Genomic DNA, 13,367 nt, shown 5'->3' on the forward strand with positions numbered 1-13,367 from the left:
GGAACGGGTCAACCGGCGGTGAGCGTCCGTGAGCCCATGGGAGGAGCTGGCCTCGACGGCCCTCGTCGGGACCGATCGCCGCCCGTACGACGGAGACCTGCTGGGCGCCGCCGCCGTGGAGGTGGCCAGGCGGCGTGCCGGGCGCAGACCCGTACAGACCGGGGGCGGGGAGGCCGCGCCCGAGGAAGAGCAGGAGCCGGTCGGCAGGCCGGCCGCGGAGCGGCTGACGCGCATCCTGGGCGGCGAGTACGAGCGGCTCCTGCCCGAATGGCTGGCCGTCGCCGCCGCCACCGGCCGCCGGGTGCCCCCGTACGTGCTGCCCGAACTGCTCGAACGGGGACGCTGGGACCGGTCGGTCCGCGCCCACCTCGGCGTGATCGCCGGGCGGCGCGGAAGGTGGCTGGCGGCGCGCAACCCCGCCTGGGCCTACCTCCTGGACGAGCCGACCGGCGAGACCTGGGAGCTGGGCAGCGCCGCCGACCGGCGCGCCTACCTGCGGCGGCTCCGGAAGCGCGACCCGGCCGGGGCGCGGCGGCTGCTGGAGAGCACGTGGGAGCGGGAGACGCCCGACGACCGGGCGGCGTTCGTGGAGCTGCTGGCCGACGGGCTGTCCATGGCCGACGAGCCGTTCCTGGAGTCGGCGCTGGACGACCGGCGGCGCGAGGTCCGTCAGGAGGCCGCCAACCTGCTCACCCGGCTGCCGGAGTCGAGGCTGTCGCGGCGGATGGCGGAGCGGGCCCGCGCCTGCCTGACCGTCAGCCCCGGCGTCGTCCTCGCCGAACCGCCCGCGACCTGCGACAGGGAGATGGAACGCGACGGCATCCGGGCCAGGCCGCCGCGCGGGTTCGGCGAGCGGGCCTGGTGGCTGCAGCAGGTCATCGCCCGCGCGCCGCTGACGATGTGGGGCGAGCCCGCGGACCTGCTCGCCCGGCGCATCCCCGAGTGGGACGGCGAGGTGAAGGCGGGCTGGGTGCGCGCCGCGGTGCTGCAGCGCGACCCGGCGTGGGCGCGGGCGATGTTCGCGTGGGACCCGATCGCGGACCTGCTGGAGGCGCTCGGCCCGGACGAGCAGCAGGAGCTCGCCGCCGATTTCACCCGCGACCACGAGCTCGACAGCCAGTTGATCATGGTGCTGGGCGGGGTGGCGCCCTGCTGGCGGGAGCCGCTCGCCTCGGCCGTCCTGCGGAAGATCGTCAAGGTGGCCGCCACCCAGCCGTGGAACCTCGGCGAGCTGGTCCGGCTGGCCGGCGAACGCCTCGACCCGGGCCTGGCCCCGCTGGCCGCGAGCTTCTCGCCCGCGCCTCCCGTCCAGCAGGTGGCCGCCATGCTGCGCTTCCGTGCCGACATGTTCAAGGAGATCCGATGACCGTTCTGCGTCCGCACGCCGAAGACCAGTACGCGGACGAACTGGCCCTGCTCGCCAAGGAGGACGACCGGCCGCGCCCGCCCGGCTGGAAGCTGTCGCCGTGGGCGGTCGCCACCTACGTGCTCGGCGACGGCGACCGGGTCACGCCCAAGTACATCGGAGCCCGCCGCATCGTCGAGGTCGCCGTCGCCACCCTGGCCACCGACCGGGCGCTGCTGCTGCTCGGCGTCCCCGGCACGGCCAAGACCTGGCTGTCCGAACACCTCGCCGCCGCCATCAGCGGCGACTCGACCCTGCTCGTCCAGGGCACCGCCGGCACCGCCGAGGAGGCCATCCGGTACGGCTGGAACTACGCGCGGCTGCTGGCCGAGGGCCCGTCCCTGGACGCGCTGACCCCGTCCCCGGTGATGCGGGCCATGGCCGAGGGGCGGGTGGCCCGGGTCGAGGAGCTGACCCGCATGCCGTCCGACGTGCAGGACGCGCTCATCACCGTGCTGTCGGAGAAGACGCTGCCGATCCCCGAGCTGAACCGCGAGGTGCAGGCCGAGCGCGGGTTCAACGTCATCGCCACCGCCAACGACCGCGACCGCGGCGTGAACGAGCTGTCCAGCGCGCTGCGCCGCCGCTTCAACACGGTCGTGCTGCCGGTCCCGGCCACCGCCGAGGAGGAGGTCGACATCGTCGCCCGCCGCGTCGCCCAGCTCGGCCGCTCCCTGGAACTGCCCGAGACCGCCACCGCTCTGACGGAGATCCGCCGCGTGGTGACCGTCTTCCGCGAACTGCGGGCCGGCCTGACCGAGGACGGCCGCACCAAGGTCAAGTCGCCCAGCGCCACCCTCTCCACCGCCGAGGCCATCTCGGTCCTGACCAGCGGCATCGCCCTGGCCGCCCACTTCGGCGACGGCGTGCTGCGGCCCGCCGACGTGGCCGCCGGCCTCGTCGGCGCCGTGGTGCAGGAGCCGGTGTCCGACCGGGTGGTGTGGCACGAATACCTGGAGACGGTCGTCCGCGAACGGTCCGACTGGCGCGACTTCTACCGCGCCTGCCGCGAGGTCTCATGACCGGCGTCTCCGTCCTGGGGGTCCGCCACCACGGCCCCGGCTCGGCCCGCGCCGTCCGGGCCGAGCTCGAACGCCTGCGGCCCGGCCTCGTCCTCGTCGAGGGCCCGCCGGAGGCCGACGCCCTCGTCCGCCTCGCACCGGACCTGGAGCCGCCGGTCGCGCTGCTGGCCCACGTCCCCGGCAGCCCGACGCGCGCCGCCTTCTGGCCGTTCGCCCGCTTCTCGCCGGAGTGGCAGGCGATCCTGTACGGGGTCACGGCGGGCGTCCCGGTCCGGTTCTGCGACCTGCCCGCCGCCCACAGCCTCGCCGAGGCCGAGCCTGAGCCACCGGGGGAGAGCGTACGGATCGACCCCATCGCGGCGCTGGCCGGCGCCGCCGGTTACGACGACCCGGAACGGTGGTGGGAGGACGTGGTCGAGCACCGGGGCGACACGCCGTTCGAGGTGATCGCCGAGGCCGTGGCCGCCGTCCGGGAGGGATACGCGCCGGAAGGGCGTGAGGCCAGGCGCGAGGCGTACATGCGCAGGACGCTCCGCGCGGCCGTCAAGGAAGGCCACGAACGGATCGCCGTGATCTGCGGCGCCTGGCACGTCCCCGCGCTGACCGGGCCGCTGCCGCCCGTCAAGGACGACAACGCGGTGCTGCGCGGGATGCCCCGGGTCAAGGCCGAGCTGACCTGGGTGCCGTGGACGTACGGGCGGCTGGCCTGGTGGAGCGGCTACGGGGCGGGCATCTCCTCGCCCGGCTGGTACGACCACCTGTTCACCGCCCCCGACCAGCCGATCGAACGCTGGCTGACCGGGGCGGCCGGGGTGCTGCGCGAGGAGGGGCTGGCGGTGTCGCCGGCGCACGTGATCGAGGCGTCGCGGCTCGCCCACGGGCTGGCGGCGCTGCGCGGACGGCCGCTGGCCGGGCTGAGCGAGGTCACCGAGGCGGTCCGGGCGGTGCTGTGCGAGGGCGACGAGCTCATGGTCGAGCTGGTCCACCGGCGGCTGGTCGTCGGCGACCGGCTGGGGCGGGTCACCGACGGCACGCCGCTGGTGCCGCTCCAGCGTGACCTGCGCGACCAGCAGCGCAAGGTGCGGCTCAGGCCGGAGGCGGAGGACCGGGAGCTCGACCTGGACCTGCGCAAACCGCTCGACCTGGCCCGCAGCCACCTGCTCCACCGGCTGCGGCTGCTCGGGGCCGGCTGGGGCGAGCCGGGGGAGGCGCGGGGCAAGGGCACGTTCCGGGAGACGTGGCGGCTGCGGTGGGAGCCGGAGTACGACCTGGCGCTGATCGAGCGGGCGGCCCTCGGCACCACGGTCGAGGCGGCGGCCACCCGCGCCGCCCGCGACCGCGCCACCGGCGCCCCGTCCCCTGCGGACCCGCGGTCCGGGGGCGGGGTGTCGCTGGCCGAGCTGACGGAGCTGGTGGAGCGGTGCCTGCTGGCCGACCTGCCCGAGGCGCTGCCCGACGTGCTGGCCGCGCTGTCCGCCAGGGCCGCGCTCGGCGCCGACGTCACCCAGCTCATGGCGGCGCTGCCGGCGATGGTCCGCGCCCACCGGTACGGCGACGTACGGGGGACTCCCGCCGAAGGGCTGGCGGCGATCGTGCGGTCGATGCTGGACCGGATCTGCGTGGGCCTGCCCGTCGCGGTCACCCGCCTGGACGACGAGGCGGCGGCCGGGATTCTCACCCACATCGACCTCGTACACGCGGCCGTGGGACTGCTGGACGAAGACACGCGGGAGGAAGGGGACCGGCAGCCCGGGGTGGCGTCGTCGCGGGAGCGGTGGCTGGGGACGTTGCGGGGGCTGTGCGGGCGGCGGGATCTGCACGGGCTGGTCGAGGGGCGGCTGACCCGGATTCTGCTGGACGCCGGGGTGATCGGCGATGCGGCCGATCGGATGGCCAGGGCCGTGTCCGCCGGGGAGTCGCCGGCGCGGGCGGCCGCCTGGGTGGAGGGGTTCCTGTCCGGTGGCGGGTTGCTGCTGGTGCACGATCCGCGGCTGTTCGCGCTGGTGGACGAGTGGATCACCGGGCTCGGCGGTGACCGGTTCGTCGAGGTGCTGCCCCTGCTCAGGCGGACGTTCGCCGGTTTCTCCGTACCGGAGAGAAGAGCGGTGGGGGAGCGCGTGCGGCGGGGCGGGCGCGCGGCCGGGCCGGAGCCGGAGCTGGACGAACGGCGGGCGGCGGCGGCCGCGCGCACCGTGCTGGAGATCCTGGGGAGGGCGGATGGCTGACCGGGACGAGCGGCTGCGCAGGTGGCGGCTGGTGCTGGGCGGCGGCGACGCCGACGGCACCGGCCACGGCCTGAGCGGCGCCGACGCGGGGATGGACGCGGCGCTGACCGCCCTGTACGGGCAGGGCAAGCCGGGCGGGCGGGACGGCGGGCTGGGGGCGTCCGCGCCGAGGGTGGCCCGCTGGCTGGGCGACATCAGGACGTACTTCCCGGCCACGGTCATCCAGGTGATGCAGAAGGACGCCATCGAACGGCTGAACCTCACCCGCCTGCTCCTGGAGCCGGAGATGCTGGAGGCCGTCGAGCCCGACGTCCACCTGGTGGGCACTCTGCTGTCGCTCAACCGGGTGATGCCCGACCAGGCCCGCGAGTCCGCCAGGGCCGTGGTCCGCGCGGTGGTGGCCGACCTGGAGCGGCGGCTCACCCAGAAGACCAGGGCGGCCGTCACCGGCGCCCTCGACCGCAGCGCCCGGACCCACCGCCCGAGGCGGGTGGCCGACATCGACTGGGACCGCACCATCCGGGCCAACCTGAAGAACTACCTGCCGGAGCACGAGACGGTGGTCCCGTCGCGGCTCGTCGGCCACGCCCGCCGGCAGCGGGCGCTCCAGCGGGAGGTGGTGCTGGCCGTCGACCAGAGCGGGTCGATGGCGGCCTCGGTGGTGTACGCGGGCGTGTTCGGCGCGGTGCTGGCCTCGATGCGCTCGCTCAAGACGTCGCTGGTGGCGTTCGACACCTCCGTCGCCGACCTGACCGACCGGCTGCACGACCCGGTGGAGCTGCTGTTCGGCACCCAGCTCGGCGGCGGCACCGACATCAACCGGGCGATCGCGTACTGCCAGGGCCTCGTCACCCGGCCGGCCGACGCCGTCTTCGTGCTGATCAGCGACCTGTACGAGGGCGGGATCCGGCAGGAGATGCTGCGCCGGGTGGCCGCCATGACGCAGGCCGGGGTCCAGGTGATCGTGCTGCCGGCGCTGTCGGACGAGGGCGCGCCGTCCTACGATCACGACAACGCGGCGGCGCTCGCGGCGATCGGCGTACCGGTCTTCGCGTGCACCCCGGACGCCTTCCCCGGCCTGATGGCGGCGGCGCTCGAACGCCGCGACATCGGCTGCTGGGCGGAGCACAACCTCGGCGACCAGGGCCGGACCGGCCCCTGAACTGACCGGACACGACGGCCCGGTTCTCGACCGCCGGGTCCCGAGCGCAGCGGATGGGTGGATCGGTATGGCGGTGGGCGCTCTCCAGGGCCGGGGGCGTACGTGGAGCGGTATGGCTGTGGGTGCTCTAGGGCTGGGGGCGTACGTCCTGCGCCCGATGTGCCGACCCCGCGGATGGCGTTAGCTTGGCGATCATGACGACGACTGCGGGGCGCGCCCCCGGCGTGCTCTCCTCCCGATACCGCGGGCTCAGCGTGGGGCTGGTCGCCCTGATCATGCTGGTGGCCTTCGAGGCGATGGCGGTGACGACGGCGATGCCGGCCGTGGTCGCCGACCTCGGCGGCCTGCACCTGTACAACCTGGCGTTCAGCGCCACCCTGGCGGCGAGCGTGGTCGGCACCGTGCTCGGCGGGCGGTGGGGCGACCGGAGCGGGCCGATGCCGCCCATCGCCACCGGGGTGACCGCGTTCGTCGCCGGGCTGCTGATCGCGGGCGCGGCCCCGACCATGGAGGTCCTCGTCCTGGGCCGGTTCGTGCAGGGCCTCGGGGGCGGTCTCACGCAGGTGGCGCTGTACGTGCTCGTGGCCCGGGTGTATCCGCAGGAGCTGCACGCGAAGGTGTTCGCCCTGTTCTCGGCCGCGTGGGTGGTGCCGTCGATGGTGGGACCTTCGATCGCCGGGCTGGTGGCCCAGACGGACTGGCGGTGGATCTTCTACGGCGTGTCCATCATCGTGGTCCCGGCGGCGCTGCTGCTCTGGCGGGGCACCGGCGACGAGGTCAAGGGCGGCATGGGCGCGGCGGACGGGCCGGGGATCGGCGCCAAGCTGGTCCGGGGCGGGCTCACCGCCGTGGCCGCCGCGCTCATCCAGTACGGCAGCGCGCTCAAGCTGGCCGGTGTGCCGCTGCTCGCCGCCGGCGGTGTCCTGCTGGCGGTCGCGCTGCCCCGGCTGCTGCTCCCAGGGGCGCTCCGGGCCGCCCGCGGCCTGCCGAGCGGGCCCGTGCTGCGCGGTCTCGCCTACGGCTCGCTCATGGCCGCGCAGGTCCTCATCCCGCTCATGCTCACGCGCGAGCGCGGCCTGTCGATCCCCGCGGCCGGTGTGGTGCTGACGGTCGGCGCGCTCGGCTGGTCGGCCGGGTCCTGGATCAAGGGCCGCGGTTCGATCAGCCACCTGACGGCGCTGCGCGGCGGCGCCCTCCTGATCGCGACCGGCATCGTGCTGGTGTCGTTCGTGCTGATCGACGGGGTTCCGGTCGGGCTGGCGCACGTGGCGATGGCGATCTCCGGGTTCGGCATCGGCATGCTCCATCCGACGGTGTCGGTGCTGGTGCTGGAGATGTCGGCGAAGGGGGAGGAGGGCGCCAACGCGGCCGCGCTCGGGGTCGGCGAATCGGTGTTCACCGTGGCCGCCGTCGCCATCAGCGGCGCCCTGTTCACGGCCACCGGGCAGGGCTACCTGATCGCGTTCGGGTTCACCGTGCTGCTCGCCCTCGGCGCCGCGTGGGTGGCTCCCCGTTTCGTTCACCCCGCGACGGAAGGCACACTGGAGGTTACCGAGCCTTAAAAGGGGGGTTCATGCCGCGAGTGCGGGAGCTGGAGGTGCTCCGTGTGGTGCTGCCGTACGGCGGGCGCACGGAGAGCCTGCTGGTCAAGCTGACCGACTACGGCGGCATGACCGGCTGGGGCGAGGCCGTCAGCCCCGCGCCCAAGTCCTGGTCCAGGCTGGAGGAGACGCTCGGGGCGCTGCTCATCGGCGTCGACTGGGAGCATCCCGACAGCGTGCCCAGCGGCGATCCGGCCGTCGACATGGCCTGCTGGGACCTGTGGACGCGGATGCGCGGCGTGCCGCTCGCCGACGCGCTCGGCGGCACCCGCACCTCCCTGATGGCCACCGTGCGGCTCACCCCCGACACGTCCATCGAGAGCCTGGTGACGCGGGTCAACCAGCAGGTGTGCGCCGGCTACGGCCACGTGACGCTCGACGTCCGGCCCGGCTGGGACGTCGAGCCGGTCCGGGCGGTGCGCTCCGCCTACCCCGCGCTCACCCTCGCCGTCGACTGCGGCAACGCCTACACCGACAGCTCCCAGCTCGTCGCGCTCGACGCCTACGGGCTGGAGGTCATCGAGCGCCCCTTCCAGGCCGGTGACGTGTACGCGCACGCCGACCTCCAGGACCAGGTGAGCGCCTCGGTCGCGGTCGAGGTCAGCCGGACCGCCGAGCTCGACGACTATCTGACGCTGCGCGCGGCCAGGGTGCTGCTGCTGCGGCCGGCCGCGTTCCCGTCGCTCAGCGAGGCCCGCCGCGCCCACGACCGGGCCGTGGCGGCGGGCTGGGACATCCAGTGCGCGGGCGGCCAGGGCGCCGGTCTGGCCCGGGCGGCCACCGTCGCCGTCGCCAGCCTGCCGGGCTGCACGCTGCCCTGCGACGTCACGCAGCCGCCGCGCAACAACCAGATCGTCACCCCGATCGTCGGCGCCAACGCGGGCGTCATCGCCGTCCCGTTCACCCAGCCCGGCCTCGGCCACACCGTCGACGAGACCCGGCTGCGCCGCCTGGCCAAGGACTACTTCACCTTCACCGCCTGACCCCGCGGCGGGTTTCTCGTACGGGCGAAGACCCTCATCGCGCCGGGCCGGTGCCGGAGGGGGGTCAGGCCTGGCCGCAGCCTTCGGCGAGATCGGTGGCGGAGGGGCGGTCCCGGCCCTTCTTCTTCGGGGTCTTCGTACGGTCCGGCGTGGCGGTGGCTTCGGGGGTGGCCGAGGCCGCGACCGGCGTGGTGCTGCCCGATTCGCGGAGGGAGCGGCGGACGAGGCGGCGCATCTCCCGCCAGTCCGGGTCGTACGTCTTGATCAGCGGCGGCACGAACTGGATGCTGGTCACCTTCGCGTCCTGCACCTTCAGCGCCAGCGGCACCAGGTGGGTCAGCATGTCGCGGGGGATGTCGGTCTGGATGAGCTCCCGGGTCGCCCCGGCGATCGCGGTGAACCTGGTCAGCACCGTCGCCGGGTCCGCCTGGTCGAGCAGGGCGCTGATCACGCACCGCTGGCGGCGCATACGGGTGTAGTCGTCGCTGTTGGTGCGGGAACGCGCGTACCACATGGCGTCGGCGCCCTTCAGCCTGCGTGTGCCCGCCTTCACCAGCCCCTCGTTGTACTTACCGAAGATCACGTCCTGCTCGACGGTGAGCGTGACGCCCCCGATCGCGTCGATGAGCCGGGCGAACCCCCACATGTTGACCAGCGCGTACCAGTCGACCTCCAGGCCCAGCGTGTACCCGATGGTGTCCATCAGCACTTCAGGGCCCATGTTCCGCCGGCCGCCGAAGATCTCCGGGTGCGCGTCGGAGTACTCCCAGACGCTGTTGAGCAGGTCGCTGCGCCCGCCGCCGGGGTCGGGGGGAAGCCGGAAGCCGTCGGGGAAGCGCTCGGCCATCGGCGTGCCCGGCCTGAACCGCACGTTCTCCAGGTTGCGCGGCAGGCTGAACAGCACCGTGTTGCCCGTCTTCACGTCCACGCTGGCCAGGTGCATGCTGTCGGTGCGCACGCCGGGCCGGTGGTCGTCGGCGTCGCCGCCCAGCAGCAGGATGTTGACCCGCTCGCGGCCGGCCCAGGGGTCCTCGGCGGGCACCTGCCCGTCGCCCTGGGCCAGCGGGTCGGTGCCGGGGTTCTTGAAGATCTCGTTGAGCGTCTCCCGCCCCGTCCACACGTACTGCGAGGCCACCGCGAACGGCGCGAGCACCGAGACGGCGACCAGCCCGGCGAGCGCGCCGGTGACGATCTGCTCGGCCTGGCGCAGCCGCCCCGGCCGCAGCACCGTGAACGAGTGCACGATCAGCGCGAACCACGCGACGCCCAGCAGCGCCGTCACGACGAGGATGACGGTGAGCCAGGCGTCGCTCACCAGCGTGCCCACCGCGACCCGCAGGTCGCCGATGGTGAGCACGACGGCGAGGAGCCCGAGCAGGGCGGCGGCGTAGCAGCCGAGCAGCGTCAGGCCCGTCCTGCGCCACCCCGCCTTCAGGTGGGCGGCTCCGGGCGCCAGCGCGGACAGCACCAACCACCCGACAAGCCGCAACGCACCCACCCGAATCCTCCCCTGAAACAACGTTCCCCCCGCTTCCCCGCGAACCACCACATAGGCCGAATTCGAGGCGGGAGCCTACGGACAAAATACGAAATCCACGTTTATGAACAGATGAACATCTGGAGCCGAATAAGATTCGGTTCATGGCGTTCACCGAGATCACGTACGAGGTGGCCGACCAGGTCGCCACCATCACCCTCAACCGCCCCGACCGCCTCAACGCCTTCACCATGAGGATGCGCGCCGAGCTGATCGAGGCCTTCGACCTGGCCGACGCCGACGACGAGGTGCGGGCCGTGGTCGTCACCGGCGCGGGCCGCGCCTTCTGCGCGGGCGCCGACCTGGGCGGCGGCGGCGACACCTTCGCCGGTTCCGAACGGAAGACCGAGCTGGTGAACGGCTACCCGAGAGACGGCGGCGGCACGGTCGCGCTGCGCGTCGCCCGCTCGCTCAAGCCCGTCATCGCCGCGATCAACGGCGCCGCCGTCGGCGTCGGCATCACGATGACGCTGCCGATGGACGTCCGCCTGGCCGCCGACACCGCCAAGATCGGGTTCGTCTTCGCCCGGCGCGGCATCGTGCCCGAGGCCGCCTCCAGCTGGTTCCTGCCCAGGATCGTCGGCATCGCCCAGGCCATGGAGTGGGCCGCCACCGGCCGGGTCTTCGGCGCCGCCGAGGCCCTGGAAGGCCGGCTCGTGTCCCGCGTCTACCCGGGCGAGGACCTGCTGCCCGCCGCGTACGCGCTGGCCCGCGAGATCGCCGAGAACACCTCCGCCGTGTCCGTGGCCGCCGTGCGCAGGCTGATGTGGTCGGGGCTGTCGGCGTCCTCTCCGTGGGAGGCGCACGCGGCCGACTCCCGGCTGATGACCGAGCTGGGCCCGGCCGCCGACGCGGTCGAGGGCGTCACCTCCTTCCTGGAGAAGCGCCCGCCCGCGTTCCCGATGTCCGTCAGCGAGGATCTCCCCGAGGGAGTGCCCTCGTGGCCCGCCGATCCCTATCGTGTCTGACATGTACGAGACGACCGTCCTCGCCATGCCGCCCGACTACGAGGGCGAGGTCGTGGCGACCCTGATCTCCAAGCGAACCGGCTCCCGCCGGGCGGTGCTCTACATCCACGGCTTCACCGACTACTTCTTCCAGGACCACCTGGCCGACTGGTACGTCGAGCGCGGCATCGACTTCTACGCACTCGACCTGCGCAAGTACGGACGGTCGCTGCTGCCGCACCAGACCCGGGGCCTGGTGCGCAGCGTCACCGAGTACTTCCCGGAGATCGACGAGGCGGTCCGGCTGATCCGGCGCGACCACGACGAGCTCACCATCAACGCCCACTCCACCGGCGGCCTGATCGCCCCGCTCTGGGCCGACCGGGTCCGCGGCCGGGGCCTGGTCCAGGGGCTCGTGCTCAACAGCCCGTTCTTCGACCTCAACGTCCCGCGCCCGCTCCGCCTGGCCGCCGACCTGCTCCAGGTCCCGCTCTCGTACATCCGCAGGCCGCTCCCGCTCGGCCCCAGCAACGTCTACGGCCACAGCCTGCACCGCGACCACGGCGGCGAATGGCACTACGACCTGGAGCTGAAGCCGCTCGGCGGGTTCCCGGTGCACGCCACCTGGCTGGCCGCCATCCGGCGCGCCCAGCGCCGCCTCCAGGCCGGGCTGAAGGTGGACGCGCCGGTGCTCGTCCTCGCCGCGGGCAAGGGCCTGCGGGTACGGGACTTCGTACCGGAAGCACGCTCGGCCGATGTCGTCCTCGACCCCGCGCACATGGCGCGCTGGGCGACCTCGCTCGGCCCGCACGTCACGTGCGTGCGCGTCGACGGCGGCATGCACGACCTGGTGCTGTCGGCCGAACCGGTCCGCAAGCAGGTGTTCGCCGAGCTCGACCGCTGGATGGCGGCCTATATTGAGCCGCGACCCGCCTACCAGGGGAAGGAGAACAGCCCGTAGTAGGCCGCCGCCACCAGCAGCAGGCCGGTGCCGCCCAGCACGCCCGCGATCGCCACGTGCTGCCAGCGGCCCGGCCGCATGCCCTCGCGCAGGCCCGACACCACCGCGGCCACCGCGGTGACCTCCTGGATGAGCATCAGCACCGCCAGCACCCGGACCACGAGCCAGCCGGCCAGCACCGCCGGCCACGCCCCCGCCTGGTTGATGCTGAACAGCACCAGCAGCGTGATGAACGCCACCACCGACGCCAGCAACCCGACGCTCGTCCAGACCATCCTGACCAGCCTGCGCCTGATCGGCGGCCACAGCCTCGCGTTCAGCTCGGGGATGTGCTGGCGGCCGCGCAGCCGTACCACCATCGCCGCGACCGGGCCCGCCACGTAGCCGACGGCGGCCAGGCAGATCGTCAGCCCCAGCATCGTGCCGCCCGCGTACCACGGCGCGGCGGGCACCTCGGCGGCCTGGAACCGCTGCACCGGCGTCGCCCCCGCGACGTGCACCTGCGGCGTCGCGGTGGCAGGCAGGCCGAGGATCCAGTTGGCGAGCGTGTCGAGGTAGCCGTCGGTGAAGTCGCCGCCGCGCACCCGCATCGCGTGGTCGCCGTCGGCCATGAAACGGATCGTGTAGCGGTCGTTGCCGGCCGCTTTCATGCCGCGCAGCAGCGCGTCCGTCGACTCCACGAACGGGATCGACGGGTCGGTGGTGCCGTAGAAGGCCAGCACCGGCTGTTCGATCCGGTCCAGCGCGGGCTGCGCGTCGTAGCGCAGGAAGTCGAAGCCGACCCCGCCCATCGCCCTGATCAGCAGGTCGCGTACGCCCGCCGGGGCGCGCAGCCGCAGCAGCTGCTCGTTCAGCGCCCAGGCGACCTGACGCAGCGGCGAGACGTTCGGTGAGGAGACCAGCACCACGAAGCCCACGTCCGGGCTCTTGGCCGCGGCGATCGGCACCACCCAGCCGCCCTCGCTCACCCCCCAGACGCCGACCCGGTCCGGGTCCACGTCGGGACGGGCGCGCAGGAGCCCGACCATGCGCAGCGCGTCGTCGGCGAGCAGCGAGAAGTCGCGGTCACGGAAGTTGTAGCCGACCGTGCGCTTGTCGAAGGTCAGCGTCACCACGCCCGCCCGGGACAGGAACTCGGCCTGCGGCGTGAACTCGGTGCGCGACCCGTTCCCCGACCCCGACACGAACACCATCGCCGGGTAGCGCCCCGGCTTCACAGGGGAACGGACCGTGCCGTGGAGCGTCTGTCCCTCGGCCCGGACCGAGATCTCCTCCTCCTTGAACTCGGAGACCACCGCGACCGGGCGCAGCTCCGCGGCGGGCTGGGGAGGAAGCGACCGTAACGCGACGTCGGCCTCGAGCGGAGGCGGGTCGAAGGCGGGCGGCAGGATGTAGCCGACGGACGCGAGAACCACCAGTAACAGACCGGCGGCAACGCTCAGAGTGCCACGGCCAGTCCGCATCGGCCTCCCCATGTGCGTTGGTCTGCCCGTCGATCTTCCAGCTTACTCCCGGCTCATGTGG

General features: G+C 73.6%; 10 protein-coding genes. 8 read left to right on the forward strand and 2 right to left on the reverse strand.

Features of this window, described 5'->3' with window-relative positions; all coding sequences use genetic code 11:
* Positions 1-28 precede the first annotated feature (28 nt).
* The 6 genes from AB0J42_RS06580 (at position 29) to AB0J42_RS06605 (ending at position 8,398) form a co-directional block, all read left to right on the forward strand.
* A complete protein-coding gene (locus tag AB0J42_RS06580; protein WP_364289615.1) occupies positions 29-1,366 on the forward strand; it encodes a DUF5691 domain-containing protein in 1,338 nt (445 codons plus the stop codon).
* Positions 1,363-2,427 carry an AAA family ATPase gene (locus AB0J42_RS06585; RefSeq protein ID WP_364289617.1) on the forward strand — a complete coding sequence of 355 codons (1,065 nt, stop codon included), beginning with the start codon at positions 1,363-1,365 and terminating at the stop codon, positions 2,425-2,427. The genes AB0J42_RS06580 and AB0J42_RS06585 overlap by 4 nt, the downstream gene beginning before the upstream one ends.
* A complete protein-coding gene (locus tag AB0J42_RS06590) occupies positions 2,424-4,652 on the forward strand; it encodes a DUF5682 family protein (protein WP_364289619.1) in 2,229 nt (742 codons plus the stop codon). The genes AB0J42_RS06585 and AB0J42_RS06590 overlap by 4 nt, the downstream gene beginning before the upstream one ends.
* Positions 4,645-5,814 (forward strand): VWA domain-containing protein, encoded by a 1,170-nt coding sequence (locus AB0J42_RS06595; RefSeq protein ID WP_364289621.1) that lies wholly within the window; start codon positions 4,645-4,647, stop codon positions 5,812-5,814. Before AB0J42_RS06590 ends, AB0J42_RS06595 begins: the two co-directional genes overlap by 8 nt.
* Positions 5,815-6,008: 194 nt before the next feature.
* Entirely contained in the window at positions 6,009-7,376 is a 1,368-nt protein-coding gene (locus AB0J42_RS06600) for an MFS transporter (RefSeq protein ID WP_364289623.1), read from the forward strand.
* A gap of 11 nt (positions 7,377-7,387) precedes the next feature.
* Positions 7,388-8,398: an enolase C-terminal domain-like protein gene (locus AB0J42_RS06605; protein WP_364289625.1), complete on the forward strand. Its 1,011-nt coding sequence runs from the start codon at positions 7,388-7,390 to the stop codon at positions 8,396-8,398.
* 64 nt (positions 8,399-8,462) lie between these two features.
* Here the strand turns inward: AB0J42_RS06605 and AB0J42_RS06610 are convergent, their stop codons facing one another.
* Positions 8,463-9,896: an LCP family protein gene (locus tag AB0J42_RS06610; RefSeq protein WP_364289626.1), complete on the reverse strand. Its 1,434-nt coding sequence runs from the start codon at positions 9,894-9,896 to the stop codon at positions 8,463-8,465.
* A gap of 143 nt (positions 9,897-10,039) precedes the next feature.
* Here AB0J42_RS06610 and AB0J42_RS06615 point away from each other — a divergent pair, with 143 nt between their 5' ends.
* Both AB0J42_RS06615 and AB0J42_RS06620 read left to right on the forward strand, forming a co-directional pair.
* Positions 10,040-10,903, forward strand: coding sequence for an enoyl-CoA hydratase-related protein (locus AB0J42_RS06615; protein ID WP_364289627.1), 864 nt, complete (start codon positions 10,040-10,042; stop codon positions 10,901-10,903).
* Position 10,904: 1 nt separating this feature from the next.
* Positions 10,905-11,843, forward strand: coding sequence for an alpha/beta hydrolase (locus tag AB0J42_RS06620; protein WP_364289629.1), 939 nt, complete (start codon positions 10,905-10,907; stop codon positions 11,841-11,843).
* On the opposite strand, the gene AB0J42_RS06625 is transcribed toward AB0J42_RS06620, so the two are convergent.
* Complete coding sequence (locus tag AB0J42_RS06625; protein ID WP_364289631.1) at positions 11,816-13,258, reverse strand: prolyl oligopeptidase family serine peptidase; 1,443 nt, start codon at positions 13,256-13,258, stop codon at positions 11,816-11,818. The genes AB0J42_RS06620 and AB0J42_RS06625 overlap by 28 nt on opposite strands.
* Between the last annotated feature and the right edge of the window lie 109 nt (positions 13,259-13,367).

It is taken from the genome of Nonomuraea sp. NPDC049649 (assembly GCF_040675175.1).
Taxonomy (GTDB): domain Bacteria; phylum Actinomycetota; class Actinomycetes; order Streptosporangiales; family Streptosporangiaceae; genus Nonomuraea.

Excerpts from the sequence above, each read along its gene's own strand:
- AB0J42_RS06600 (WP_364289623.1), top strand. The coding sequence starts at position 6,009 with ATGACGACGACTGCGGGGCGCGCCCCCGGCGTGCTCTCCTCCCGATAC.
- AB0J42_RS06615 (WP_364289627.1), top strand. The coding sequence starts at position 10,040 with ATGGCGTTCACCGAGATCACGTACGAGGTGGCCGACCAGGTCGCCACC.
- AB0J42_RS06605 (WP_364289625.1), top strand. The coding sequence starts at position 7,388 with ATGCCGCGAGTGCGGGAGCTGGAGGTGCTCCGTGTGGTGCTGCCGTAC.
- AB0J42_RS06590 (WP_364289619.1), top strand. The coding sequence starts at position 2,424 with ATGACCGGCGTCTCCGTCCTGGGGGTCCGCCACCACGGCCCCGGCTCG.
- AB0J42_RS06620 (WP_364289629.1), top strand. The coding sequence starts at position 10,905 with ATGTACGAGACGACCGTCCTCGCCATGCCGCCCGACTACGAGGGCGAG.
- AB0J42_RS06585 (WP_364289617.1), top strand. The coding sequence starts at position 1,363 with ATGACCGTTCTGCGTCCGCACGCCGAAGACCAGTACGCGGACGAACTG.
- AB0J42_RS06595 (WP_364289621.1), top strand. The coding sequence starts at position 4,645 with ATGGCTGACCGGGACGAGCGGCTGCGCAGGTGGCGGCTGGTGCTGGGC.